The organism is Pseudomonas sp. Sample_21, from assembly GCF_004307525.1.
Lineage (GTDB): Bacteria > Pseudomonadota > Gammaproteobacteria > Pseudomonadales > Pseudomonadaceae > Aquipseudomonas > Aquipseudomonas atacamensis.
The window spans coordinates 14640-39935 of the sequence record NZ_RCNZ01000100.1 but is presented as its reverse complement, the minus strand read 5'-3'; the positions used below and the strand labels follow the sequence as shown (position 1 = coordinate 39935).

Below are 25296 nucleotides of genomic sequence, written 5' to 3'. Positions count from 1 at the left end.
TCTGATTCTCAAAGCCGCTATCGGCGCCGCAGTGGTGCTGATCCTCGCGGCACTGTCCAAGACCAGAAACTATTACATCGCCGGCCTGGTGCCGCTGTTTCCGACCTTTGCCCTGATTGCGCACTACATCGTTGGCAAGGGGCGTTCGGTCGACGACCTGAAGACCACGATCGTGTTTGGGATGTGGTCGATCATTCCCTACTTCGTGTATCTGGCGACGTTGTATGTGATGGTCGACCGCTTGCGCCTGGAAGCGTCACTGGCGGTGGCGGCGGTAGCCTGGTTGATAGCGGCGACGGTGCTGGTGAGCGTGTGGGTCAGGCTGCATGCCTGAACCCACGCGCATCTGCCTCTAGCGACCGTAGACTCGGGCCAGTTGCGCGGACGACAAGGCATCCTCGAACGGCACCGGCACTGACTTCACCGCACCGTAGAGATTGCGGTAGCGCCAGTAGTTGCCGTTCTGCGCCAGTTGATAACCGCGCTCGACCACGCGCTGGCCGTCGAGCACGTAACGCAGGGTTTCCTGCGCGGCGGGCGGTGGCGTCGGTTGCATCAGGTCGGCGCTCAACACGCGCATGGATTCATCAATGCATTCATCCAGCACGGCGGTGACCTTGGCCAGGTCAAGGGCGCCATCATCAATGCATTGCTTGCCGCAACGACGAATCGGCTGACTGGCCACTTCGATGCGCATGCGGTACAGCGGCGAGCCGGCGATATCCTGCAATTGCACCTGATTGACCAGCACGAAACTGCCGCGATCGGGCGTCAGCATCAGCTTCGGTTCGATCAGCAAGCGTGCCGTCACCGCACCTGCCCCCTGCTTGAATCCGGACACCTGCGACGCCGCCTGAAAACGCTGTTGCAAGCGCTCCTGCAACGGCACGCCAGCAAGCAGGTCGGCCAGCGGCCGCGATTCGTTCAGCGCGGCTTTTTCGGCATCGCGCTGTAACGTACCGGAACCCATTTGCGTGTTGATCAGGCTGGCCACCAGAATCCCCGCCAGCCCAGCGCCCGCGCCGGAGCTCGACACCAGCGTGTAGCTGGAATTGGCCGCGTTCACTGCCGCCTTGCTGTCGATCACCGTGCTGGCGCCGACGAATTCCGCCGGCAGTTGCACGTCGACCTTCAGCCCGTGTGCCTGCACATAGCTCATCGCCGCCTGATCCTTGAAACCGGCCTCAGGTGCCGGTTTCTGCGCACAGCCAGGCAACGCCAGCAGCGAGATCGCCGCGAAGGTCAGCGCCAGACGTTTCATTGCGCGAACGGGGCGATCATTTGCTGCCGGCTGTTATCCATCGCCTGATAAAACGCGTTGGACAGGTTGGTGTAGGACGGCTCGTCCCACTCGCCTTGCGCGGCTTGCACAGCGGCGAATGGCTGGTACCACAAGAGTTTGTTGTCCGACAGATCAATCACCATGCCCTGGCCGCCGACCTGGGCCATCGGCACGCTGGTGGGCACGATGCTGTAGTAGCTGCGGGTGGCACCGGTGGCATAAATCGACACCAGCAGCAGACGGTCGATGCCGTGGGCGGCTTTCATCGGCGACAGGTCCTTGGTCATGTAGCCCTCGCGGAAATCGACTTCCTTGAAGGTCTTCAGATCGACCTTTTCATCAATGCGCTTGGCCTTGTAGCCCTTGGCCTGCAGCTTGGCGACGATGGCGTCGGGCAGGGTTTCCAGATCGCGCACTTGCCAGGTTTCGACGTTGGCGCTGAGCTTGCTGTTGACGCCGGCATTAATGGCGTAATCGAGGATGCCCTGATTGCCGGTCAGCGCCAGCACTGGCGACGGTACGACGGTAATGGCCACACCGATGGTCGGCTCTTTGGCATCCCAGAACTGTTTGTCCAGGGCCACGGGCGGTTGCACATGGGCGCAGCCGGTGAGAGTCAGTACGGCGAGCAGAGCCAGCGCGGCCCATTGACGTGTAGCGCGAAAAATCATGGATCAAGTCCCTATGTCTGAAAACGTTCCTGCGCCTTATCGGCAACAACGCGGCAAACAATAGTGGCACATTGATATTTTTTTGGCGACAGGATGCTGGCGCACTCTTACAGCAGATTGTTCGGCGCCGCCGGATCGACCTGCGCCCAATGCGAAGTATCCTCGCGATGCGCCTGCAGATACGGCAGCACCGCCGCCAGCAACGGTTCCTTGAACGCCTCCTGAAAGCGATGCGCCAGCCCCGGAATCAGTTTCAACTGACTGCCCTGAATGTGCGCCGCCAGATGCACGCCGTGCATCACCGGCAGCAGCGGATCGGCAGTGCCATGCACCACCAGGGTCGGCACGCGCAGTTGATTGAGCAGTGCCACCCGGCTCGGCTCGGCAAGTATCGCCATGATCTGCCGTTTGACGCCTTCGGGGTTGAACGCGCGGTCGTAGGACGCCGCCGCCTGTTGCAGCAAGGCCTGACGATCATCCGTCACCGCCGGGCTACCGAGTGCCGCGAGCAGATCGGCCTGTTGCTCCAGCGCCACTTCGCGGTTCGGCGCGCCCCGCCGCGAGAGCAACTGCACCAGCGCCGCACTCGGCGCCGGCAGGCCTTCAGCGCCGGAAGTGGTCATGATCAGCGTCAGGCTTTCCACCCGCTGCGGCGCCATCGCCGCCATGTGCTGGGCGATCATTCCGCCCATGCTCGCGCCGAGCACGTGGAATTGCTCAACCTTCAGCGCGGTCATCAAGCCCAGCGCATCGTCGGCCATGTCAGTCAGGCTGTAAGGGGCCGAGACCGGCAGACCGAGTTTGTAACGCAGCACTTCGAAGGTCAGATTGGCCTCGACCGGCGCCTGCCGCCAGGTCGACAATCCGACGTCGCGGTTGTCATAGCGGATCACCCGGAAACCCTGCTGGCACAAAGCGACAACCACTTCATCCGGCCAGTGAATCAACTGCCCACCCAGGCCCATGACCAGCAACAGCGCCGGGTCCGATGCGCGGCCGATACTTTGATAGGCAAGACTGACCTGCGCCAGCTCGGCGTGCTCGGTCGGCACGTTGACGTCACAGCGTCCGGCTGCAAACGAGCCGGCCCCGAACAAAAGCGCGGCCAACGCGGCCGCGACTGAAAACAATCTCTTGAACATGAAAAACACCAAAACGCAGCACCCCAGTAGAGCGCGAGTCTGATGAAGTTCGTGCGAGCGCGCTGCCACACTTGCATGACAGTTTGATGAAGAGTGCCGAGCGGTCGTCTGTCGAGTGCTCCGCCGGATCCTGGCCTGCAGATCGACAAAGCGTGCTCCATGAGACAAACTCACCTTCTACGCATTCGTCACAAGTTTTCTTCATGGAGCCCGCCGGTGCTTGAAATCCGACATCTGAAAACCCTGCACGCCCTGCGCGAAGCCGACAGCCTGGTCGATGCCGCTGACCGCCTGCATCTGACGCAGTCAGCCTTGTCGCACCAGTTCAAAGAGCTGGAAGAGCGCATGGGCATGCAGTTGTTCGTGCGCAAGACCAAACCGGTGCGCTTCACCAGCGCCGGTTTGCGCCTGCTGCAACTGGCCGACGCCACCCTGCCGCTGTTGCGCGCCGCTGAACGGGACATTGGTCGGCTGGCCGGTGGCACCGCCGGGCGTCTGCACATGGCGATCGAATGCCACAGCTGCTTCCAGTGGCTGATGCCGACCATCGACCAGTTCCGCGATGCCTGGCCGGAAGTCGAGCTGGACCTGGCTTCGGGTTTTGCTTTCGCCCCGCTGCCAGCACTGGCCCGTGGCGATCTGGATCTGGTGGTGACCTCCGATCCGCTGGAAATCGCCGGCATCACTTACGTGCCGCTGTTCACCTACGAAGCCATGCTCGCCGTGGCCAACCAGCATGCGCTGGCGAGCAAGCCGTACATCGTTCCTGAAGACTTGTTGACGGAAACGCTGATCACCTACCCGGTGGAACGCGATCGCCTGGACATCTTCACCCGCTTCCTCGAACCGGCCGACATCGAACCTGCGCAGGTGCGCACTTCGGAACTGACGGTGATGATGATGCAACTGGTCGCCAGCGGCCGTGGCGTCTGCGGGATGCCGCACTGGGCGCTGCATGAATACAGCTCGCGCGGTTATGTGAAGGGCAAGCGCTTGGGTGAAAAGGGCTTGTTTGCGACACTGTACGCGGCGATTCGCACCGACATGCTCGACGCGCCGTACATGCGCGATTTCCTGCTGACCGCCAAGGACACCTCGTTTTCGACCCTCGATGGGGTCAGCGCCGTACGCTGATCTGCTGTGCAGGAGATGATCGTTCCCACGCTCTGCGTGGGAATGCCTCAACGGACGCTCTGCGTTCGGCTTTGGATGGGACGCAGAGCGTCCCGGGCTGCATTCCCACGCAGAGCGTGGGAACGATCAGTAGGCGGAAATTATCGCTGGGTCAGAGCTGGCGCCACATGTGGATCTTGTCGAAATACTCTTCGCCCACCCGCACCGCCAGCGGTTCGAGGCCGTACTGAATGAAGCCGCAACGCTGATACAACTGAAAAGCCGCGTCGTTGCCGGCGGTGACGGTGAGCTGCAGCAGTTTCAGCGCCGGATGCTTTTGCGCTTCGGCCAATGCCGCCTGCACCAGATCAAAGCCCAGACCCCGGCGACGAAAATCTGCCGAAACATACATGCCGAACAGCGTGGCCTTGTGGCGCGCCTTCTCGCGGGGTTCGAAGGCCAGGCCGACAATTCCGGCCAACGTCCCGGCATCGAATGCCCCCAGCACCACATCGAGCTTGCTGGTCAGGCGCCCTTCCCACCAACTCAACGGCATCACCGCGCGTTCGCGCACGCTGGAAGTGAACGCCTGCGGATGCCGGTCATAGGCTTCAAGCATCAGTTCGCGGTAAGCCAGGGCATGGCTGGCGTCCAGCCGCTCGATCCACATGTCAGGCGGCCCGGCGTTGTTCGAGCATCAGTTTTACGGCGAGGCCGCCGAGCACCAGGCCCATGAAATAACGCTGCATCGCCAACCACGTCGGATTGCGCACAAACCACGAGGCAATGCCTGCGGCGAACAGCGCGATCAACAGATTGACGCTGAAGCTGACGCTGATCTGCGTCAGGCCGAGGATGATGCTTTGGGTGAACACCGAGCCGTGCTCAGGGCTGATGAATTGCGGAAACACCGACAGATAGAACACGGCGATTTTCGGGTTCAGCGCGCTGGTGAGAAAACCCATGGTGATCAGCTTGCGCGTCGAGTCCGGCGGCAATTGCTGCGCTTGGAAGGGCGAACGCGCGCCGGGTTTCAGCGCTTGCCAGGCCAGCCACAGCAGGTACAGCGCACCGGCCCATTTCAACACTTCATAAGCCATCGGCACGGCGAGAAATACCGCCGTCAAACCGGCCGCCGCGGCGAACATATGCACAAAAAAACCTCCGACCACACCAAGCAGCGAGGTCACCCCCGCGCGGCGTCCCTGACAGATCGAACGCGAGATCAGGTAGATCATGTTCGGCCCCGGCGTCAGCACCATCAGCAGCGCGGCGGCGGCGAAGATCAGCAGGTCTTGCAACGGGATCATGGCAACGTCCTTTGCGGGAATGATCAGGCGAGTGCCGTCAGTGAACGGCGATAAAACGGCAGGATGTGCTCGCGTGTCAATGGCGCCAGCTCGAGCGCCGGATCAGTGGCCGGATCGACCCAGATGACCTCTTCGATTTCCGCCGCCGGGCAGACGTCAGTATCGATCGTCAGTTGATAAATTTCCGCATGGACGATGAAGCCCGGCTCGTTGGCGGCGGGGGCGGAAAAGCTGTTGAGGAAAATCGCCTGCGCCGGGTCGATCTGCAGCCCGAGTTCTTCTTCCAGCTCACGGGCCAATGCGTGTACTGGCAACTCGTGGGCTTCAATCTTGCCACCCGGTTGCATGAAGGCCGTGGTGCCGCGCTTGCGCACCAGCAGAGTCTGGCCTTGCGGGTTGAGCAGCAGCGCAGCGGCGATATGAATGGTCGACATAAAGGACTCCCTTGGCGCAAAAGCGCCAAGGATCCCATGCCCGTCAGAGGGAAGCCAAGCCACGAAGCTCAGGTCGCTTCCTGAAAATCCAGTTCCGGCGGCTGACGGCGGAAACCACCGGTCAGCACGGCGAGATACACCACACCAATCGCCAGCCAGCTCAGCCCCAGCCACACCGCCAGATGATCGAGGCTGACCATCAGCCAGAGGTCGGCGACCAGACCGATCAGCGGGCAGAGCAAAAACAGCAGCAACTCGCGCGGGCCTTTTTTCTCGCCGCCGATCCAGTAGTGGAAGATCACCGACAGGTTGACCAGGCTGAACGCCAGGAACGCGCCGAAGTTGATGAACGAGGTCGAGGTGGTAACGTCGAGTCTCAGCGCCAGCAACGCCACCGCCGCGCACAACAGAATGCTGTTGACCGGGGTGCCGAAACGCGCGTGCAAGGTGCCGAAAAACGACTTCGGCAAGACGCCGTCGCGGCCCATGGCGAACAACAGTCGCGAACCACTTGCCTGGGCCGACAGCCCCGAGGCGAACTGGCCGACGATCAGGCCGATCAGGAAGATCGACACGAACAGGTCGCCACCGATATTGCGCGCAATTTCATAGGCTGCCGAGTCGACGCTGTCGAACTGGAACGATGGATGAGCGATCTGCACGAAGTACGAAACGCCGACGAAGATCAGGCCGCCAATCAGGGTGATCAGCATGATCGCCCGGGGAATGGTGCGGCGTGGATCGCGGGTCTCTTCGGTCAGGGTGCTCACAGCGTCAAAGCCAAGGAATGAATAGCAGGCAATCGCCGCGCCGCTCATGATCAGCGGCATCTGCATGTCGCCGTTGAAGAACGGTTTGATCGACCACAGCGGCGTGCTCGCATCGCCGCCGATGTAGTGCACGCACAGCGCAACGAAGGCAATCAATACGAGGAACTGCACCAGCATCAGCAAGGCGTTGATGCCGTTAGCCAGTTTCAGCCCGACGATGTTGATCGCACTGGTGATGCCGATGAACGCCAGCACCCAGATCCATTGCGGGATCGACGGAAATGCCGAAGCCAGATAAGCGGCGCCGATCAGCCAGATCGCCATCGGTAGAAACAGATAATCGAGCAACACCGCCCAGCCGGCAATGAAACCGAGTTTCGGACTGATCGCCTTGCGCACATAGCTGTAAGCCGAACCGGCGACCGGGAAAGCGGCGGCCATGCGTCCGTAACTCATGGCGGTGAAGAACATCGCCACCAGCGCCGCCAGATAGGCGGCCGGCACCATGCCGGCGGTGGACTGGGCGAGGATGCCGAAAGTGCCGAGGACAATGATCGGCGTCATGTAGGCGATGCCGAACAGCACCACCGACCCTAGCGAAAGGGTGCGTTGCAAACGAGCCATGGGCGACTTACTCCGAATGTTATTGGATTTATGGCAGAGCCGGGTTCGGCAAAAATTTCGGGTGTGGCTGATTATTTTTGTTCGACTGAAGATCGTTACCCCCCTCACCCCAGCCCTCTCCCCCAAAGGGGGCGAGGGGGAAAGGGAGCCGATCTATGTGGACTTCAATATCTGAGTTCGACTCGGTATCTCAGGTCGATGTATTTCGAAACTACACCTCGGTCAGTCCCCTCTCCCTCCGGGAGAGGGCTAGGGTGAGGGCAGCGGTTATGGGTGTGGAATCAATAGCTCGCGAACACCGCAAGCCTGCTCCACCACCTCCCCCGGCAACTTCAAACGCTGATCATCCAGATAGCGATAATCCTTGCGCGCAATCTCCAGTTGCGTGAAATCCAGCTCGACACTGAACCGCCCTTCTTCGCGCCCAGCCTCGAACAGCAGCGCACCCAGCGGATCGACCAGCGCGCTGCCGCCGGCAAACACCAGGCCGTCATCCCCCGCCTCGACGCGATTGACCATCAGCGCAAACGCCTGGTTTTCCTGGGCACGGGCCATGATCGCGGTGCGGTGGGTCGGGCCGTACGGGTCCATGTTGCCGTTGGTGACGATGAGCAATTCCGCACCCAGTTGCGCCAGGGCGCGGGCGGTTTCGGGGAACTCGATGTCGTAGCAGACCAACAGGCCCACGCGCACACCGTTCCACATACAGGTGGCGTAACGATCGCCGGCTTCGAACACGCCGCGATCCGAAGCCCACAGATGGGTCTTGCGGTATTTCAGGGCGATGCCTTCGGGGGTGATCAGCAGCGTGGTGTTGTAGAAGCGGCCGTTGTCGTTTTCGGCCATGCCGATCACCATAGCGATGTCACGCTCACGCGCTGCTGCGAGCACGGCGCTGACGGTCGGGCCGTCGAGCGGTTCGGCGATCTGCGCCACGGTTTCGGCGTTGGGGAAGCCCATCAGGTGGGTTTCCGGGAACACGATCATCTGCGTGTCGGCCGCGCAGGCAGCAATCGCCGCCAGTGCGCGTTGCAGGTTGTAAGCCGTGTCGTTGTCACGGCCCGCCAGTTGGGCGAGTTCGACTTTCATGGTTATCCCTTGTTATGTGGCCCGGCCCGGAAAGATTGCCCGGTGCCTGTCTGTGGGCCAGTATGCGCAGCAAGCAACCGGCCAGGGAATCACGCGGCCGGGGTAACCCGATAGGGGTAGATCGATGACACTTTCGTTGAATGACATCACTTGGCACCGCGCTGTCGGGCAACTGATCGACGCGCTCGACAAGCCGAATTTCTGGGCGCAACTGGTGCGTCTGCTTGAGCAGTACGTGGCGTTCGATAGCTGGGTGGTGCTGCTGTTCAGCGCCGATCAGCATCCGCAAGTCTTCGCCGAATGCCCCGGCGAGGACGGCAGCCCGGACCCGCTGTTCCAGGATTACCTGCGCGGGCTGTATCTGCTCGATCCGTTCTACATCGCCTGCCGCGAGCAGTCGCGCACCGGCCTGTATCGCCTTTCGGAAGTCGCGCCGGAGCATTTCGAGCTGACCGAGTATTACCAGCGATACTTTCGTCTGAATGTGGTGGCCGACGAAATCCAGTTCAATTGCCAGCTCGAAGGCGAGCGCACGCTGTGCCTGTCGCTGGGCAGTGAAAAACGTTTCACTGGCGAACAGATCGCTTTGCTGTCTTTGATTCAACCGTGGGTGCTGGGCCTGCTACGCCAGCGCCTGCCCTACGAAATCAACGAAACCGTGGCCCTCGCCGTCGCACCTGCGCAGGCAGACTGGCGGGTGCAACTGGAAGCCTCGGTGCAACAGCTCAAGGGCGCCCAATTGACCGCGCGGGAACTGGACGTCGGGCGTTTGATGCTCAGCGGTTGTTCCAGCAAAGAAATCGCCCGTAAGCTGGAAATCTCCGTGGAAACCGTGAAAGTCCATAAGAAACACATGTACAGCAAGCTGGGGATCAAATCCCAGTCCGAGCTGTTTTCGATTTTTCTGCAGGCGCAGAACGCCTGAAACAATGTGACTAACGCTTTTTGTGGGAGCGAGCCTGCTCGCGAAGAGGCCCTCATGGCCGACATCAAGGTTGGCTGGTCCGCCGTCTTCGCGAGCAGGCTCGCTCCCACAGAAATGCGTGCCGTTGCACAAAATTGAGTCCGAACCAAGGAACCCGTATGAGCCTGTCTTTGCTGAGCCGCTACGCCTTCTTTGCCGTCTGCGTGATTTTCACCCTCGCCAGCCTGCCCTTTCTCGAACATGACTGGCTGTGGCCGATCACTGCCGTCACTGGGGTGCTGAGCCTGCTCGGCGTGTTCGACCTGTTGCAGACGCGCCATGCAGTGCGCCGCAATTATCCGATTCTGGGCAACATCCGTTATCTGGTCGAAGGTATCCGCCCGGAGATTCGCCAGTATCTGCTCGAGTCCGACAGCGACGCCCTGCCCTTCTCCCGCGCCCAGCGTTCGCTAGTGTACTCGCGAGCGAAAAACGAAACCGCCGACAAACCGTTCGGCACGCTGATCGACGTCTACCAGTCCGGCTTCGAATTCATCGGCCACTCGATGCGCCCGGCGCCGTTGAGTGACCCGAACGGTTTCCGCGTCACTGTCGGTGGTCCGCAGTGCACGCAGCCGTACTCGGCGTCGATCTTCAATATTTCGGCGATGAGCTTCGGCTCGCTCAGCGCGAACGCGATCAGGGCGCTGAATCAGGGGGCGAAACTCGGCAACTTCGCCCACGACACCGGTGAAGGCAGCATCAGCCCGTATCACCGCGAACATGGTGGTGATCTGACCTGGGAGCTGGGCAGCGGCTACTTCGGCTGCCGCACCAGCGACGGCCGTTTCGACCCGGAGCGCTTCGCCGTACAGGCACAGAATCCGCAAGTGCGCATGATTGAAATCAAGATGAGCCAGGGCGCCAAACCCGGCCACGGCGGGATCCTGCCCAAGCACAAGGTCACCAAAGAGATTGCTGAAACCCGCGGCATCCTGATGGGCGAAGACTGCGTTTCGCCGTCGCGCCACAGTGCGTTTTCCACGCCGATCGAGATGATGCAGTTCATCCAGCAACTGCGCGAACTGTCCGGTGGCAAGCCGGTGGGCTTCAAGTTCTGCCTCGGCCATCCGTGGGAATTCATGGGCATTGCCAAGGCCATGCTGGAAACCGGCATTCTTCCCGACTTCATCGTCGTCGATGGCAAGGAAGGCGGCACTGGCGCAGCGCCTGTCGAGTTCACCGACCACATCGGCGTGCCGATGCGCGAAGGCTTGCTGTTCGTGCACAACACCCTGGTCGGCCTCAACCTGCGCGACAAGATCAAACTCGGTGCCAGCGGCAAGATCGTCAGCGCCTTCGACATCGCCAGCGTGCTGGCCATCGGCGCCGACTGGGCCAACTCGGCGCGCGGCTTCATGTTCGCCATCGGCTGCATCCAGTCGCAGTCGTGCCACACCAACAAATGCCCGACCGGCGTCGCCACCCAGGACGCCCTGCGCCAACGCGCTCTGGTGGTGCCGGACAAGGCCCAGCGCGTCTACAACTTCCATCGCAGCACGCTCAAAGCGCTGGCGGAGATGCTCGCTGCTGCCGGGCTTGATCATCCTTCGCAACTGTCGGCCAAGCATCTGGTGCGTCGCATGTCGGCAACCGAGATCAAACTGTTTTCGCAGCTGCACGTGTTTCTGAAACCGGGGGAATTGCTTACTGGCGAAGTGAATGGCGAGTTCTATTCGCGGATGTGGCAGATGGCACGGGCGGACAGTTTTGAGCCGGCAGAAGTCGTCGCTGCGTAACGGCTGAAAGGTGTGCATTTCCATTCGGAATGCACACCCTTACCGATCATGGTGCAAACGTACGTATCTTGAATAAACGCACATGACCTATTTCTTCCTTATCGATAATTTTTGCTTCGTATCTTTGCAAAAGTTCGACTTCCTGAGCAAAGCCAGCACCATAGTTCGTTTCCAGAACATAAAAATCTTTTGGGCGACCGGGCAACGACAAATCAGCTTTCAGCTTCTCTAAATTATTCACAAGCAGCGGAGACTCCAGCAATTTGAAATAGACGCCAAACTGAACCGCATCAAGCGAATAAATTGGCAACACCTTTGACTTACCCATTACAGAGATGACGATATCTCTCATGTGCGTTTCGCGGGAGTAGGGATTTTCAGGATCCCTTAGATAACTGACATCCTTGAATAAAGGCGTAGCAGAAAATGTCATCAAAACCACCAGCATTAACATTTTTACTGTCACATCTCTTATATTGCCAACCGCGTGCGCAGCTACCAGCAATACCGCAGGCAGAAGAAAAATAAAATTGCGTATAGTCGCCACCGGCCGTAGATAAACAGAACAGACATAGGGCACCACAATTCCTACTACCCCCCAGAACATAATTAGCCTGTAAGTACTTGCGCCTGCAGGATTTCCAGCTATCGAAACCAGCCCTGTAATCAAGATTACTGCGCACAAAGCAGCTAAAAACGAATCTCCAAAATACGACAGGAAAACCTTGAAAAAAAACACATCCTCAGGCGGTTGAATCCAGAACTCCCGCGAAAAGCTACTCTCAGCGTACGATAAAGCAGGAACCACGGTTAACGCGGCGAAAAATCCAGCGCAAGCGAACTTGTATATAACTTGGCTCTGGACTTCACTGCGCAAGATCATGCGAAGCAACACAAGCACCTGAGCAAAGACCGGCAGATAGCCGAAGTAATGAGTATTTATCAGTGCAGCGGAAATCAGCCAGTAGCAAAAAAAATCCTGCCCCCTGCCTCGACTCAAGCAACGCAAAAAGACCACAAAAGACAAAACGGTAAGCAACGTCAAAAGCGCATAAGAGCGAGTCTCTTGCGAATACTGAACCAAAAAACTGTTGACCGATGCCAACCACGCAACGATGAGCCCTATTTGCTCATCAAACAATTCGCGCCCGAGGAGGAATATAGCGGGAATCAACAGCACGCCGATTACCGCAGAGAGATACCGCCCTGTGTGCTCTCCAAATCCGACAGCATGATAATAAGCCCACAGTAAAATCTGATAAAAGGGAGGATGAACATCATTCAATGTAGTTCGATAAACGTCAAAGAATCCATTTTGCGGATCGCTTACCGATACACTGAAGGCCTCATCCAGCCACAGGCCAGTAGCATCGATGTTGCGCAACCTTACATACAGGCCAAATCCAATCGCGCCAATCAGACACAGGTGCATTGCCAACTTGTACTTTCGCGACTCAATGTCCATTTTCATCTCCTCAGTAGTTACTCAGCCATGAGCAAAACCGGCTACCGACCTCTTCCATAAAAGTGCGAGCATCCCCACCCCGACCGCCAACCACAACGTCACCAGCCGCAACAAAACCGTCGCCGCGATCGCATCTGCCAACCCGACTCCGCCTGAAACCAGCAGCGCTAGCATCACTGCTTCGGCACTGCCCAAGCCGCCCGGCATGAAACTCAACGCCCCCGCCAACATGGCCACCGCATAAATAAAGATCGCTAACGTCAGCCTCACGTCCGCGCCCATCGCCTGCAAAATCCAGTAAAACGCCAATGCTTCAAGCCCCCAGGCCAGCAGGCTCAATAGCGTTGCGCCCATGACGCGACGAGGAGAATGACAGCGGCGCGACTGACGCAATACCTGAACGGCATGCCCCAGCAACCGCGAGAATCTGTCGTGCCGTTGCTCAGTGCGACGATCAATCGCGCTGGCAAGGCTTGGGGAAAACATCATCGATGCACCGCATGCCAGGAGGACGAAACTGGCGACGATCATCGACAACCATTCCGGATGCGCGCTCAAGCCGAACAATGCCAGGCCCACCATCGCCAGCAGGTCCGCAAGCCGCTCACTGAACAGCGCGGCAAAGCTCTGTGCGTAAGGCACCTCCAAACGTTTGAGCAAAACACCGCGCAACGCCTCCCCGGCCTTGCCGGGAGTAGTCGTCAGGGCGAATCCGGCCAGGTAGATGTTCAAGCTCGGCCGCCAGGGCAACCGGTGGCCCAGGGCAGACAGATAACCCTGCCAACGCAAGAAACGCAGACCGTATCCAAGCAAAACCACGCTGACGATTTGCCCGCACTGCCACCAGCCCACTCGACTGACCGCCACGCTCACAGCCGACCACCCACCCCACAGGGAAACAGCGAGATAAGCGAGGGCGGAGCAGATTACCGAGCCAATCAAAACGCGATAGCGCCACCCGGATAACATCAGTCTCTGATTCACAGGTTCAGCCTCTTGAACAACGGCTGCGGCATCACCCGAATCAGCCACATGATCAGCCCCCAAAACCCGGGCACATACAGCACCGCCACCTGTCGATTGATCCCTCTGACTATTCGCCGGGCAACCGTATCCGGTTGCGCTACAAGCAAGGAGGGCAGCGCCAGCCCTTGCGTCATGGGCGTGTCGACTAACCCGGGCTTTATCGTGATCACATGCACACCCGCCTTGAACAAGCGTACCCGCAGGCCTTCGCAGAACGTGGACACCGCCGCCTTTGCCGCGCCGTACAGGTAATTGGAAGGTCGTCCTCGATCCCCGGCAACCGAGGAAATGACCGCCAGCGTGCCGTACTGCTGGACAGCCATGCGGTTTGCCAACAGCGTCAACAGCGCGATCATTGAACTGCCGTTATTGGCGAACTGCTCCATGGCCTGTTCAACGTGTTGTTCGCACGCCTGCTGATCTGGCAGCGAGCCATAGGCAATCAGACAGATATCCACCGTCTGCAACGTCGCGAGGCACTTCTCGTACATGACCGGATGTGCGGCGATATCACTGGCGTCCATGACGTACGTGGTCACGGCTCTGGCACCTCGAGCCTGCAGATCGACACTGGTTTGCTGGAGCTTTTGCGCATCCCTGGCGACCAGGAACAATTCGCTGCGATCAGCCGCCCACAATCGTGCGCAAGCGCAGGCAATCGCCGAGGTGGCGCCCACAATCAGTATTTTTTTCATCGAGTGACTCGCTGCCAGAAACGGGAGATCAGGGCCGGGTCGCGCATCGCTTCCAGTTGCTCCCAGGCGGGATAGGCCTGGCGAAAATCGCTGCCGCTCATGTGAGCGTCCTTGGCTGGATACAAACGACCGCCTGCTTCCCGCACGATGGCGTCGAGCCGTGGCAGAAGTTTTTTCGGCAGATCTATGTCGTGTGGAAAGTCCAGCGCCAATGAAGTACCGGGCATAGGAAAGGAAAGCCATCCCGGCGAAGAAATGTCGCCACAACGCTTGAGCACCGCGAGGAAAGAGCCACTGCCGCTACGCGCAATCGACTTGAGTAATTCGGCCAGTGCCACGGCTGCAACCGAGGCCGGCAATACGCACTGAAATTGCTGGAAACCTCTGCGTCCGTAGATGCGATTCCAGTTTTCGATACGGTCCAGCGGATAGAAGAACGAGCTGTAGCCAACCTTTTGATGTTGTCCGTTCGTTGGCTGCCGTTTCCAGTAGTGATCGTTGAACAGTTTCAAGGTGAGCGAATTGATCAGCGATACCGGAGGGCGGATCGGGACAGACAGACAACGTGGTGCAGCGACCTCAAGGGGCCCCGCCACGCAATGATCACCAGCCGTGAAGCATCCGCGCCCTAGCGCATTGCCCTTGGCCAGACAATCGATCCACGCGACGCTGTATTCATGCTGCGCATCCATGTCGGCCGACAGGGCAAAAAAATCATCCAGACAGTCAAAACGCACCCGTGTGCTGTCGATCAGGCTCGACTGGATCTTGCGCAGACGAATGCGCACCCAGGTAATCACGCCCGTCAGGCCGAGCCCGCCGATCGTTGCAGCAAACCACTGAGGATTTTCCCGCAGCGAACAGACCATCGGCGATTGCACGGATCGGTGCAGTTCAAAACACACCAGCGAATGAGCAAACGTGCCGCAGCGATGGTGATTTTTCCCGTGGACGTCATTGGCCACCGCCCCACCCAGCGTTACATGCCGCGTACCGGGCGTGACGCGTAAAAACCAGCCGCGGGGAATGGCCAATTGCAGAATCTCGCCCAGTGTCACACCCGCTTCTGCGCAGATCTCACCGTTTTCCCAATCGGCTTCGATGAAGCGGTTCAGGGGGCGTAATTGCAGCACATGATCGCTTGCGGCCATGCAGCTATCGCCATAGCTGCGGCCATTGCCAAACGGTAACGTTGTCCCGTGAGATTCGATCAAATGCTGCCACTGCGGTCTGATATCCGCTTGCCAGTGGCAGGGACGACCACTCTGCGGGGCATGGGGATAGTTTCCCCAGGAAGCCAGCGAGGCCATCATGCCGCCATCCAGAAAATCAGACAGAACGCCGTTCCCATCACCAGACTCAAGCGATCACGCAGTGCGAAAACCACCGGATCCTCATTCATGCGGCCGCGATGCGTCAGGAGCCAGATACGGGTGATCCAGAGCAGCATCAATGGGCAGGCAAACCAGAGCCATCGGGGAGATGCGTACAGCTGGGTAGTCACGCTGTCATGGATGTAAAGCGCTAACACCAGGACGGCGAGATAACCGGATGCGGCCCCCAAAGAGGAGAGCATTGCCAGGTCCGCAGGAAAGTAGTCGCGGCCGCCGGTCTTACCGGTGATGCCGCTGTGCAGCGCCAGCAACAGCTCGGCATAGCGCTTGACCAGCGCGAGGCTCAAAAACATGAACATGGAAAAAGCCAGCATCCACCCCGTCAGGTCGAGGCCAAACGCGGCGCCACCGGCAATGATGCGCAAGGTATAAAGCAGCGCCAAGGCGATCACATCCAGTGCCATCAACCGCTTCAGCGCCAGCGAATACACCAGCGTCAAGATGTAATAACAGGCGAGCACGGCAACGAATGGATGAGGCAGCCACAACAAGGCACCGATGAACGAAGCTGACAACAGCAGGGGAAAAACCACCAGACCGGACTGGATAGATAACGATCCACTGGCGAAAGGTCGGTGGCGTTTGGTCGGGTGCTTGCGGTCATCGTTCAGGTCGAGCAAGTCATTCAGGAGATAGACGCTCGATGCACACAAGCCGAAAAGTATGAAGGCCAGCATGCCGCGCCCCAACAGCAGCGGATTGGCCATTAGATGCGCCGCAAGAAGGGGAACGAAAATCAGCACATTCTTCATCCATTGATGAATGCGCAAGGCCTTGTACAAACTTCTGAAGTACGTAACCCGAGATTGAACCACCTGAACTACGTTATCCATGTGCCGGGTGGCGCGTTCGACGCCTGCTAAAGGGTTGACGATATATGCACGTCTGGCCGAGCGCCAAATCGGCAAGTCGTCCAGCGAGTTACCGATGTAATCGAACCCTTTTTCCCCATATAACGTCACCAGCACATCACGCTTGTTCGTTCCGGAAAGGTTCTGCTCAAGGGTCGTACCCAAAACGTCATCAAAGAGCTTCAGGTGCTCGGCGATACGTACCGCCAATGTGTGATGACTGGCCGTGGCCAGAACAACTTTCCGACCGGCATTGCGCTGTTCCTCAATCATCCGGAGCGCGTCGGGATCATAGGGCAAAGTCGCGACATCGATGTCCGTCGCCATTGCCAGTCGATCTTTCAGATACGCCTTGCCATGCCAGAGCCAGGGTAAAAGTTTCAGGCAGTGCAATGGTTTGCTGCGGACAAAGGACATCACACATTCGAACAGCAGATCAGATTTGACGAGGGTCCCGTCCAGATCAACCACGAAGGGCATTGAAGTAGCGCAGGACGCTGACATCGGCAGTACGTCAGGCAGCGAGACGTTCATGCCCGTCGCCCTCTAAAAAGGACAAAGCGGAAAACGCAGTACCCTGAAACAATATTCACCAGCGAAAACGAAGCGACCGTCACCAGCCCGGACAAGCGCCAGACGTCCCCGATGACACCCACGCCAAAACTGACGCCGCCCATCAGGCCGATGAACATCAGATAGGGAAATACCGGCGTTTCCCTTTCAAAGATATAAAGCATGTTCAGATAGAAAGAGAGCGCAGCAGCTACGCAGAACGCCGCAAAGTTGCTGGCTGCCTGACTCAGGGCGGCCGCCTGACAGAGCACGAAAAATATTTGCCAATGGATGAGCGCATCGGCCAGTCCGATAACGGTAGTTGCAGAGAATCCTTTCATGGTGGTTGCCAGCCGCTTCCAGAGGACGGACCTCCAAGCTAGGCCGGAGCTTGAAAACGGTCTACTGTCAGAAATTACAGGTAGAGGGCTTTATCCGACCAGCGGTCATCTTGTCGTACTCACGTGTCAATTGCTCATCGCGTGCGATTTCAATGCGTTCACCGTTAATCGCCGTGCCCATCAAACCGAAAAGCCCCGATCTCTCGATCAGGGCTTCGTTGTTTACGCACTTACGGTTCAAGAAACCGAACGCACCGAACCTTGCGACACTTGCGTCGGCTGCAACTTGAACAAGTAAAACAACACCGTCAGCAACACCAGAAACGCCGGCCCGACATACAGCGCCACGCGGGTATCCGGGAAGTACGCCATCAGGCCGACCACCAGTACCAGAAACGCCAGGGCGAAGTACGAGCTGACCGGGTACAGCCACATCTTGTACTTGAGGCCGGCACGTTCGCTGGCGCTCAGGCCTTTGCGGAATTTCAGCTGGGCGAGAAGGATCATCACCCAGGTCCAGATCGCACCGAAGGTGGCAATCGAGGTGACCCAGACGAAGACTTTTTCCGGCACCAGATAGTTGAGCACTACGCCCAGCAGCAACACCGCGATCGATAGCAGCAGCGCCCGGCGTGGCACACCGTTGTTCGAGGTCTTGGCGAAACCGGCCGGGGCCTGGCCGTTCTGCGCCAGGCTGTAGAGCATGCGCCCGGTGCTGAAGATGCCGCCGTTGCACGACGACAGCGCCGCAGTAATCACCACGAAGTTGATAATACCGGCTGCGGTCTTGATGCCCAGCCGCTCGAAGGTCATCACAAACGGGCTGCCTTGGGTGCCGATTTCGTTCCACGGGTAGATCGACAGAATCACGAACAGCGCGCCGACGTAGAACAGCAGAATCCGCCAGAACACCGAGCCGATCGCGTCGGGAATGGTCTTTTGCGGATTCTTCGCTTCACCGGCGGTCAGGCCGATCATCTCGACACCGAGGTAGGCGAACATGACCATTTGCAGCGACATCAGCACACCGGTCACGCCGTTGGGCATGAAACCGCCGTGGGCCCACAGGTTGGAAATGCCCAGCGCCACGCCGTCATTGCCGAAACCGAAGGCGATGATGCCGACGCCGCCGATGACCATGGCAATGATGGTGACAATCTTGATCAGGGCGAACCAGAATTCGAATTCGCCGAAGGCTTTCACCGCGATCAGGTTGATCGAGCCCATGCTGATCAACGCCGCCAGGGCCCAGATCCAGCGCGGCACATCCGGGAACCAGATACCCATGTACACCGCCACCGCAGTGATTTCTGCGACGCAGGTCACCAGCCACAGAAACCAGTAATTCCAACCGGTGAGAAAGCCTGCCAGCGGACCGAGATAGTCCTGCGCGTAGCGGCTGAACGAACCGGCCACCGGGTTATGCACGGCCATTTCGCCGAGTGCGCGCATGATCACCAGGATCGCCAGACCACCAAGGATGTAGGAAAGCATGATCGCCGGGCCGGCCATCTGGATGGCTTTGGCCGAACCGAGAAACAGACCGACGCCGATACAGGCACCGAGTGCCATCAGGCGGATATGCCGTTCGCCGAGTTCACGTTTGAGCGGACCGCCCGAAGCGGTGTCGCCGTGCGGCAGAGGATTGCCAACTGGCATAGGGGTACAACCTCGTCTTGTTATTGGATAGGACCACCGGGTTTCGAAGCGTCGGCCGATAGGCCTTGGCTGGGCAGGAAACCGCGTCGGCTTCGTGGGCAGACGCGTCTTGCAGGGCGGGCCTGAAAGATCAGCGGGGCGTGCAGTATAAAAAGCTCAGGGCAGGATTTTTCACTCTAAAAGTCACAACATTCAGCGACAACTCTCGGCAATAGTGGGTTCTACGGAGAGGCATTACCTGCATTACGTAGGAAAAGTCGCCACTGAAAAAGCCGCGAAGTATTGCACAGCGATGGTGCAGCGTCATGTTTCAGCCCTAGGGCATTTGATCCACTGTGTGATGTCTCGCCTCGCTTGATCACGGATAAATCGCCCTACGGATTCAGAAATTTCGCTCAACAGTTGCAGCGCCGACCGGGGCGGCCAACCACTAACCTTTGAAAAAGCCAGGAGCACAAGCAAGGAAGCTCGCACGCCAGTCCGTCCCAACTCCCACCGTCTGCGCCAAGGTCGTTTCTCGGAAAACGGTCGTGCCTATTTCATCACCTAGGTCACCCACGAACGCCAGCCCGTATTTGCAGATTGGCAGACCGGCCGATTACTGGTTGCCGAACTGCGCCGGGCTCATCAGCAAGGAGTCGCGCAGTCCATCGCCTGGGTTGTCATGCCTGACCACTTTCATTGGCTGATGCAATTGCAACGCGGCTCCCTTGGCGAAGTCATTGGCGGTGTAAAGGCTCGCTGTACGCATGCGGTTAACAGAAAAACCGGACGTCACGGACCGCTGTGGCAAACCGGCTACCACGACCGTGCGATCCGTGACGGCGAGGACCTGGAGCCCATCGCCCGCTATATCATCAATAATCCCTTGCGAGCCGGGCTGGTCGATAACCTCGGTGATTACCCGCTTTGGGATGCCTGGTGGCTCTGAGCGCAATAGTTCTATGGAATAGGTGGATTTCTTCCTCACACAGACAAACTCCCGGGATGTGAACAGCCTCTTTGTGGTGAGGGGATTTATCCCCGCTCGGCTGCGCAGCAGTCGCAACTTCCTCACATGCGGTGTGCCTGTAGAAACTGTGGTGGCAGGTTTTGGGGCTGCTACGCAGCCCAACGGGGATGAATCCCCTCGCCACAGGGAATCCCCGCTCGGCTGCGCAGCAGGCGCAACTTGCTGACACGCGGTGGGCATGTAGAAACTGTGGTGGCAGGTTTTGGGGCTGCTTCGCAGCCCAACGGGGATAAATCCCCTCACCACAGGGAATCCCTGCATGACTGATAAATCTGCCAGCCACAGGGAGTCCTTTCCTCACACAGACAACATCCCGGGATGTGAACAGTATCTTTATGGTGAGGGGATTTATCCCCGCTCGGCTGCGCAGCAGTCGCAATTTCCTCACACGCGGTGTGCCTGTAGAAACCGTGTTGGCAGGTTTTGGGGCTGCTTTGCAGCCCAACGGGGATGAATCCCCTCGCCACAGTGTTTGTTCCAGTTTTATTCAGATAAAGCGCCGGCTCCGCTCTTCACATTTTTTTCACCGGCTTCAACCACCGTCTAAGCTTCAGACAAGTCCGATCAATCTGCGTGAATGGATCAGTCGACTATGGGCGCTTTGTGGCAAACCGATTCGAGTAAAACCGTGGTTCAGACTGAACGTGTGAATGAAGCGCCTGTCCCTGAAAAACCCCGTCGCAACCGGCACGGGTGGAAGGCTTTCTGGTTGCTGTTTTTGATCATTGCGGTGGTGGTGGGACTCGCTGCGTCCAAGGAAATGCGCACCTCGCGTTTCCAGGCGCGGGAGCTGAGCCAGTACGCCGCTTCGCTGACCTACAAACTTGAACCCGGCCCCAGCGAAGCGATTCGTTATCCGGGCAACGGGCCGTTCGATCTGCGCCTGGGTTACAGCTCTCTGGACGAATTCCTGCCGCGCCTGCTCAAGCGCAATTACGTGATCACCGAGCAGACACGCTTTTCCCCTGCCCTGCTCGGTTACACCGACAAAGGCCTGTTCGTGCCGTATTCGGAAAAGATCCAGGCCGGATTGTCGATCACCGATTGCCGAGGCGCGCCGCTGTATCGATACAACTATCCGCAGCAACTGTATGCCGACTTCGCGGCGATTCCGCCGGTGGTGGTCAGCAGTTTGCTGTTCATCGAAAACCGCTTTCTCCTCGACCCGAAACAACCGCTGGCCAACCCGGCGGTCGACTGGCCGCGCTTCGGCATGGCCGCGTGGTCGCAAGTGGCGAAACTGCTGCGCCTGCCCGGGCAATCGGCCGGCGGCAGCACTCTGGCGACGCAACTGGAAAAGTATCGCCACTCGCCCGATGGCCTGACCGTGTCCGGCGCGGAGAAGATCCGCCAGATGATTTCCGCCAGCGTGCGCGCCTACCAGGATGGCCCAGAGACTCTAGGTTCGCGGCAGAACATCGTGCGTGACTATCTCAACAGCGTGCCGCTCTCGGCGGTACCTGGCCACGGTGAAGTGCACGGCATGGCCGAAGGTTTGCGGGTCTGGTACGGCAGTGATTTCAACAAGGCCAACGAGCAACTGAACAGCCCGAAGACCGATCCGCAGACCATGGCCGCCAAAGGCCTGGCATTGCGTGAAATGCTCTCGCTGATGATCGCCCAGCGCCGTCCTTCGCATTACCTGACCAAGGGCCGCGAGGAATTGGCCAGCCTCACCGACAGCCACCTGCGCCTGCTCAAGCAGAACGGTGTGATCGACAGCGCTCTGGCCGACGCCGCGCTGGCAAGCACCGTGTCCTACCGCGACTGGCAGACCCAGCCAACGATGCAGCCGATTGAAACCAACAAGGGCATCAGTGTTGCCCGCAGCCGCCTGGCGAGCATGCTCAACCGGCCGCTTTACGACCTCGATCGTCTCGACCTGTCGGCCACCAGCACCCTGCAGGGCGACCTGCAAACGCAGGCCACGGCTTATCTGAAAAAACTCGCCGATCCGGTCTACGCTGCAGAAATCGGCCTGCTCGGTGAACGCCTGCTGACGCCGACCAGCACCACGCAAGTGCGCTACAGCTTCACCCTCTTCGAACTGACCCCGGACGGCTCGCGCGTGCGCGTGCAGACCGACAGCACCGATCAGCCGTTCGACATCAACGAAGGCAGCAAGCTCGAACTCGGCTCCACGGCGAAAATGCGTGTGCTGACCACGTACCTGCAAATCGTCGCCGAGCTGCACGACAAATACGGCGCGATGAGCGGGCCGGAATTGAAAAAAGTCGAAGTGCCGGATCAGGACCGCCTCAGCCGCTGGGTCATCGACTACCTGATCCAGAACAAGGATCACGATCTGTCGAAGCTGCTCGGCGCCGCGCTGGATCGCAAATACTCGGCCAGCCCGGGCGAGTCGTTTTTCACCGGCGGCGGCCTGCACAGATTCAACAATTTCCGCAAAGAGGACAACGGTCGCCTGCCGACTCTGCGCGATTCGCTGCGCGAGTCGATCAACCTGCCGTTCATTCGGCTGATGCGCGACATCGTCCGTTACACCACCTACTCAGGCCCCAACGGCGAATTGCTCAAGGATGACCGCGACCCCCGCCGCCAGGAATACCTGGCCAGTTTCGCCGACCGCGAAGGCACCTCATTCCTGCTCAAGTTCTGGAAGAAGTACAAGAACAAGGACACCCAGGCGCGCCTGGAAACTTTCCTCGACAGCATCCGCCCGACGCCGATTCGCATGGCGGCGGTGCACCGTTATCTGTTGCCGGATGCCAGCCAGGAAGACTTCAACAGCTTTGTTCGCGCCCACCTCAAAGGCGCCAAGCTCAAGGAGAAACTCACCGATGACCGCCTGATCCGCCTCTACGATGCCTATGGGCCCGGCAGTTACGATTTGCCTGATCAGGGCTTCATCGCCAAGGTGCATCCACTGGATCTGTGGATGATGGGTTATCTGTTGCATCACCCGGAAGCGACCTTCAGCGAGATCGTCAAGGCCAGCCATTTCGAGCGCCAGGAAGTCTACAGCTGGCTGTTCAAGAGCCGGCACAAAGGCGCGCGCGACAGCCGCATTCGCACCATGCTCGAGATCGAAGCGTTCCTCGACATTCATCAGCGCTGGCAAAAAGTCGGCTACCCGTTCGATCACTTGGTGCCGTCACTGGCCACCGCCATCGGCAGTTCCGGCGACCGTCCCGCCGCGCTCGCCGAGCTGATCGGCACCATTCTCAATGACGGCGTGCGCATGCCGACGTTGCGCATCGACAGCCTGCATTTCGCCGCCGACACGCCGTACGAAACCAGACTGGTCAACGACCCGCACGTGGGTAAACGCGTGATGCCGGTGGAAGTGGCCAGAGCCATGCGCGAGGCGTTGTCGCAAGTGGTCGATGCCGGCACCGCCAAACGGTTGTCGGGCAGTTTCAAATTGCCCGACGGCACGCCGCTGGCCATGGGCGGCAAGACCGGCACCGGTGACAACCGCATTGCGGCGATCGGCTCCGGCGGGCGGATCATCAGTTCGAAGTCGATCAACCGCACGGCGACCTTCGTGTTCTACATTGGCGATCACCATTTCGGCACGCTTACCGCATTCGTCCCGGGGCGCTCGGCGGAGAACTTCAAGTTCACCTCGGCCCTGCCCACGCAGGTGCTCAAGGGCATGGCGCCGATTCTCACGCCGTATCTGCAACCGGGCAGTGACTCGCAATGTCGTCCGGCGGAAAATCCACCCGTGGTTACCACCGGGCCGGCGCAGTTGGCAATCCTGTCCGGATGACAGCGCATTACTGCTCTTGCTTCTGTCGCAAAGACCGCGAGGAGTTCTGCCAGGCTGGCCCCGTGCAGCCGCGCAAGACGCTGGGGCCCGATCAAGCGTCTGAACGCAGCCAGACTCGCATGGGCTGCTTGACCGGAATCGCGCTTAACCTACCTCTGAATCCCAGATCACCGTGACATTGCCCGAATAGGTGCGCGCTTCCCCTTCCCTGATCATTCTTTCCACCGCATCGCGGGCCACTTCGAAATGCAGCGTGCCCACCTTGCGGTCCAGATAAAAGCTCGGCTGAAACAACTCGGTGCCCGTGCCATCGCGCAGCAATCGCCGGCGATTGACCGCTTGTCCGGCGCCATCGGTCAGCCCGTTGGGCAGGCTGACGCTGACTTCCAGTGGTACCGCAAGGCCGGTGCCCGATTCCCGTATCAAGCAGTCGTTGACGAAGAAGTACTGGCACTCGATGTTCATCTTGAAGCGGCTCGAGGCCGAGATATTGAACGTCTGGTCACGCATCAGCCGGGTCGGCTTGCGGCCCTCGTTCAGCCACGACTGCCAACCGCCCACCGGTTGCAGCGCCACGCGGTTGCCGCCGGGAGGAATATCGACCTTCATGGTGTGCGTAACCCTCAGATTGAAATTGAGGGTCAGAATCGAGTCGTTCGGGATCATCACATCGCCCATGTCGAAATCCATGTTCGGACCGACGGTGTAGGTAATGGCACCGGTGTAGTCGCCAGCGTCCATTTTCAGCGGATCCGGCGTGCGCAGTTCGTAGGCAAAGACGAAATATTGATAGCTCATGCCAAGCGGTATATCGAACTGAGCTTTCTTGGCGCAGGCCCCCGCCCCTTCCGGAACTCTCCAGAAGCTGTTGTAACCATGATATCCCGCTGTATGGGTACCGACACTCAGACACGGTGGCGGAGCGTAGACCCAGCCGCCGCCCTCCCACAAGTCATCCCACCAGCCGCCTCCGGTCAGCTCGACGACCGACAACGGGAAGCCCGCCTCGTGACCAACACCGGCGATTCTCACCTCGACAACGTGGCTATCACCGGCAGCGTTGGTCACCGAAACAGTCCTCCAGTCGGACGGCACTTTGGCCATGCCACCCTGGCGCGGATCGGCGTGGTTGGCCTGAATCGGTGCATTGGCGGCGAACGGAATTTGCGCGATCAGGCTGAACAGCCCCAAAGACTCGCACGTTGCCGGTACCTGACGGCAGAAACCCTGGGATGGGGTCTGATTCTTGAACTGATTTTTTTGCGGATTGGCAAAGTCCGGCTCGAAGGTGGCATCAATGTTGTGCACTTCGGCCACTGCCGCAGCGCTGAACAACGTCAACAGCAATCCGATCCATGGGCGGATGCCCGGGGCGCTAGAAAAAATCATGGGTGGTCTCCAGAAAATACTTCGATACCAGCATTGCG

The 25296-nt window shown here is 59.2% G+C and carries 22 protein-coding genes; 6 read left to right on the top strand and 16 right to left on the bottom strand.

Annotated features, from left to right (window positions below):
- The first annotated feature begins 4 nt into the window (after positions 1 to 4).
- On the top strand, positions 5 to 334 hold the full coding sequence (locus tag D8U71_RS18735) for a GlpM family protein (RefSeq protein WP_177434923.1): 330 nt from the start codon (positions 5 to 7) through the stop codon (positions 332 to 334).
- A gap of 18 nt (positions 335 to 352) precedes the next feature.
- Here D8U71_RS18735 and D8U71_RS18730 read toward each other — a convergent pair whose 3' ends face one another.
- The 3 genes from D8U71_RS18730 to D8U71_RS18720 form a co-directional block, all read right to left on the bottom strand.
- Positions 353 to 1261: a hypothetical protein gene (locus D8U71_RS18730; RefSeq protein ID WP_130888394.1), complete on the bottom strand. Its 909-nt coding sequence runs from the start codon at positions 1259 to 1261 to the stop codon at positions 353 to 355.
- Complete coding sequence (locus tag D8U71_RS18725; RefSeq protein ID WP_024014168.1) at positions 1258 to 1953, bottom strand: hypothetical protein; 696 nt, start codon at positions 1951 to 1953, stop codon at positions 1258 to 1260. The genes D8U71_RS18730 and D8U71_RS18725 overlap by 4 nt, the downstream gene beginning before the upstream one ends.
- Positions 1954 to 2060: 107 nt before the next feature.
- Positions 2061 to 3095, bottom strand: a complete 1035-nt coding sequence (locus D8U71_RS18720) for an alpha/beta hydrolase (RefSeq protein ID WP_130888393.1) — start codon at positions 3093 to 3095, stop codon at positions 2061 to 2063.
- A gap of 216 nt (positions 3096 to 3311) precedes the next feature.
- Between D8U71_RS18720 and metR the strand changes: the two genes are divergently transcribed.
- Positions 3312 to 4229 (top strand): transcriptional regulator MetR, encoded by a 918-nt coding sequence (metR, locus tag D8U71_RS18715; protein WP_016773382.1) that lies wholly within the window; start codon positions 3312 to 3314, stop codon positions 4227 to 4229.
- A 151-nt stretch (positions 4230 to 4380) separates the two neighbouring features.
- On the opposite strand, the gene D8U71_RS18710 is transcribed toward metR, so the two are convergent.
- The 5 genes from D8U71_RS18710 to D8U71_RS18690 all read right to left on the bottom strand — a co-directional run bounded on the left by D8U71_RS18710 (position 4381) and on the right by D8U71_RS18690 (position 8435).
- Complete coding sequence (locus tag D8U71_RS18710; RefSeq protein WP_122611878.1) at positions 4381 to 4878, bottom strand: GNAT family N-acetyltransferase; 498 nt, start codon at positions 4876 to 4878, stop codon at positions 4381 to 4383.
- 1 nt (position 4879) lies between these two features.
- Complete coding sequence (locus D8U71_RS18705) at positions 4880 to 5518, bottom strand: LysE family translocator (RefSeq protein WP_110603276.1); 639 nt, start codon at positions 5516 to 5518, stop codon at positions 4880 to 4882.
- A 23-nt stretch (positions 5519 to 5541) separates the two neighbouring features.
- Positions 5542 to 5952, bottom strand: a complete 411-nt coding sequence (locus tag D8U71_RS18700; protein WP_110603277.1) for an NUDIX domain-containing protein — start codon at positions 5950 to 5952, stop codon at positions 5542 to 5544.
- Between the two features lie 68 nt (positions 5953 to 6020).
- Complete coding sequence (locus D8U71_RS18695) at positions 6021 to 7346, bottom strand: APC family permease (protein ID WP_110603279.1); 1326 nt, start codon at positions 7344 to 7346, stop codon at positions 6021 to 6023.
- 267 nt (positions 7347 to 7613) lie between these two features.
- A complete protein-coding gene (locus tag D8U71_RS18690) occupies positions 7614 to 8435 on the bottom strand; it encodes a carbon-nitrogen hydrolase family protein (RefSeq protein ID WP_130888392.1) in 822 nt (273 codons plus the stop codon).
- Between the two features lie 124 nt (positions 8436 to 8559).
- Between D8U71_RS18690 and D8U71_RS18685 the strand changes: the two genes are divergently transcribed.
- Positions 8560 to 9360 (top strand): LuxR C-terminal-related transcriptional regulator, encoded by an 801-nt coding sequence (locus D8U71_RS18685; protein WP_016773377.1) that lies wholly within the window; start codon positions 8560 to 8562, stop codon positions 9358 to 9360.
- A 158-nt stretch (positions 9361 to 9518) separates the two neighbouring features.
- Entirely contained in the window at positions 9519 to 11138 is a 1620-nt protein-coding gene (locus D8U71_RS18680; RefSeq protein WP_125925656.1) for an FMN-binding glutamate synthase family protein, read from the top strand.
- Between the two features lie 46 nt (positions 11139 to 11184).
- On the opposite strand, the gene D8U71_RS18675 is transcribed toward D8U71_RS18680, so the two are convergent.
- The 7 genes from D8U71_RS18675 to D8U71_RS18645 form a co-directional block, all read right to left on the bottom strand.
- Positions 11185 to 12603 (bottom strand): glycosyltransferase family 39 protein, encoded by a 1419-nt coding sequence (locus tag D8U71_RS18675; RefSeq protein ID WP_177434922.1) that lies wholly within the window; start codon positions 12601 to 12603, stop codon positions 11185 to 11187.
- Positions 12604 to 12624: 21 nt separating this feature from the next.
- A complete protein-coding gene (locus tag D8U71_RS18670) occupies positions 12625 to 13572 on the bottom strand; it encodes a lysylphosphatidylglycerol synthase transmembrane domain-containing protein (RefSeq protein WP_312023556.1) in 948 nt (315 codons plus the stop codon).
- An 11-nt stretch (positions 13573 to 13583) separates the two neighbouring features.
- On the bottom strand, positions 13584 to 14324 hold the full coding sequence (locus tag D8U71_RS18665) for an SDR family oxidoreductase (protein ID WP_130888391.1): 741 nt from the start codon (positions 14322 to 14324) through the stop codon (positions 13584 to 13586).
- Positions 14321 to 15637, bottom strand: a complete 1317-nt coding sequence (locus tag D8U71_RS18660) for an FAD-binding oxidoreductase (RefSeq protein ID WP_130888390.1) — start codon at positions 15635 to 15637, stop codon at positions 14321 to 14323. Before D8U71_RS18660 ends, D8U71_RS18665 begins: the two co-directional genes overlap by 4 nt.
- Positions 15634 to 17103: a UbiA family prenyltransferase gene (locus D8U71_RS18655; RefSeq protein ID WP_241664241.1), complete on the bottom strand. Its 1470-nt coding sequence runs from the start codon at positions 17101 to 17103 to the stop codon at positions 15634 to 15636. The genes D8U71_RS18660 and D8U71_RS18655 overlap by 4 nt, the downstream gene beginning before the upstream one ends.
- Positions 17100 to 17462 carry a GtrA family protein gene (locus D8U71_RS18650; RefSeq protein ID WP_110603291.1) on the bottom strand — a complete coding sequence of 121 codons (363 nt, stop codon included), beginning with the start codon at positions 17460 to 17462 and terminating at the stop codon, positions 17100 to 17102. The genes D8U71_RS18655 and D8U71_RS18650 overlap by 4 nt, the downstream gene beginning before the upstream one ends.
- A 237-nt stretch (positions 17463 to 17699) precedes the next feature.
- Positions 17700 to 19121 (bottom strand): amino acid permease, encoded by a 1422-nt coding sequence (locus D8U71_RS18645; RefSeq protein WP_125925657.1) that lies wholly within the window; start codon positions 19119 to 19121, stop codon positions 17700 to 17702.
- A 601-nt stretch (positions 19122 to 19722) separates the two neighbouring features.
- Here D8U71_RS18645 and D8U71_RS18640 point away from each other — a divergent pair.
- Positions 19723 to 20052 carry a transposase gene (locus tag D8U71_RS18640; protein WP_241664242.1) on the top strand — a complete coding sequence of 110 codons (330 nt, stop codon included), beginning with the start codon at positions 19723 to 19725 and terminating at the stop codon, positions 20050 to 20052.
- Between the two features lie 673 nt (positions 20053 to 20725).
- The gene (locus tag D8U71_RS18635) at positions 20726 to 23869 is read left to right on the top strand and encodes a transglycosylase domain-containing protein (RefSeq protein ID WP_130888389.1); all 3144 of its coding nucleotides are present in this window, start codon (positions 20726 to 20728) and stop codon (positions 23867 to 23869) included.
- A gap of 144 nt (positions 23870 to 24013) precedes the next feature.
- Here D8U71_RS18635 and D8U71_RS18630 read toward each other — a convergent pair whose 3' ends face one another.
- Positions 24014 to 25258 (bottom strand): hypothetical protein, encoded by a 1245-nt coding sequence (locus D8U71_RS18630; protein ID WP_130888388.1) that lies wholly within the window; start codon positions 25256 to 25258, stop codon positions 24014 to 24016.
- Between the last annotated feature and the right edge of the window lie 38 nt (positions 25259 to 25296).

Bases quoted from the DNA above. Each gene is read 5' to 3' on its own strand.
- D8U71_RS18655 (WP_241664241.1), bottom strand. From the start codon at position 17,103: ATGAACGTCTCGCTGCCTGACGTACTGCCGATGTCAGCGTCCTGCGCT.
- D8U71_RS18635 (WP_130888389.1), top strand. From the start codon at position 20,726: ATGGGCGCTTTGTGGCAAACCGATTCGAGTAAAACCGTGGTTCAGACT.
- D8U71_RS18675 (WP_177434922.1), bottom strand. From the start codon at position 12,603: ATGGACATTGAGTCGCGAAAGTACAAGTTGGCAATGCACCTGTGTCTG.
- D8U71_RS18725 (WP_024014168.1), bottom strand. From the start codon at position 1,953: ATGATTTTTCGCGCTACACGTCAATGGGCCGCGCTGGCTCTGCTCGCC.
- D8U71_RS18630 (WP_130888388.1), bottom strand. From the start codon at position 25,258: ATGATTTTTTCTAGCGCCCCGGGCATCCGCCCATGGATCGGATTGCTG.
- D8U71_RS18690 (WP_130888392.1), bottom strand. From the start codon at position 8,435: ATGAAAGTCGAACTCGCCCAACTGGCGGGCCGTGACAACGACACGGCT.
- D8U71_RS18710 (WP_122611878.1), bottom strand. From the start codon at position 4,878: ATGTGGATCGAGCGGCTGGACGCCAGCCATGCCCTGGCTTACCGCGAA.
- D8U71_RS18645 (WP_125925657.1), bottom strand. From the start codon at position 19,121: ATGCCAGTTGGCAATCCTCTGCCGCACGGCGACACCGCTTCGGGCGGT.
- D8U71_RS18705 (WP_110603276.1), bottom strand. From the start codon at position 5,518: ATGATCCCGTTGCAAGACCTGCTGATCTTCGCCGCCGCCGCGCTGCTG.
- D8U71_RS18660 (WP_130888390.1), bottom strand. From the start codon at position 15,637: ATGATGGCCTCGCTGGCTTCCTGGGGAAACTATCCCCATGCCCCGCAG.
- D8U71_RS18685 (WP_016773377.1), top strand. From the start codon at position 8,560: ATGACACTTTCGTTGAATGACATCACTTGGCACCGCGCTGTCGGGCAA.
- D8U71_RS18650 (WP_110603291.1), bottom strand. From the start codon at position 17,462: ATGAAAGGATTCTCTGCAACTACCGTTATCGGACTGGCCGATGCGCTC.
- D8U71_RS18695 (WP_110603279.1), bottom strand. From the start codon at position 7,346: ATGGCTCGTTTGCAACGCACCCTTTCGCTAGGGTCGGTGGTGCTGTTC.
- D8U71_RS18720 (WP_130888393.1), bottom strand. From the start codon at position 3,095: ATGTTCAAGAGATTGTTTTCAGTCGCGGCCGCGTTGGCCGCGCTTTTG.
- D8U71_RS18730 (WP_130888394.1), bottom strand. From the start codon at position 1,261: ATGAAACGTCTGGCGCTGACCTTCGCGGCGATCTCGCTGCTGGCGTTG.
- D8U71_RS18680 (WP_125925656.1), top strand. From the start codon at position 9,519: ATGAGCCTGTCTTTGCTGAGCCGCTACGCCTTCTTTGCCGTCTGCGTG.
- D8U71_RS18670 (WP_312023556.1), bottom strand. From the start codon at position 13,572: ATGTTATCCGGGTGGCGCTATCGCGTTTTGATTGGCTCGGTAATCTGC.
- D8U71_RS18700 (WP_110603277.1), bottom strand. From the start codon at position 5,952: ATGTCGACCATTCATATCGCCGCTGCGCTGCTGCTCAACCCGCAAGGC.
- D8U71_RS18665 (WP_130888391.1), bottom strand. From the start codon at position 14,324: ATGAAAAAAATACTGATTGTGGGCGCCACCTCGGCGATTGCCTGCGCT.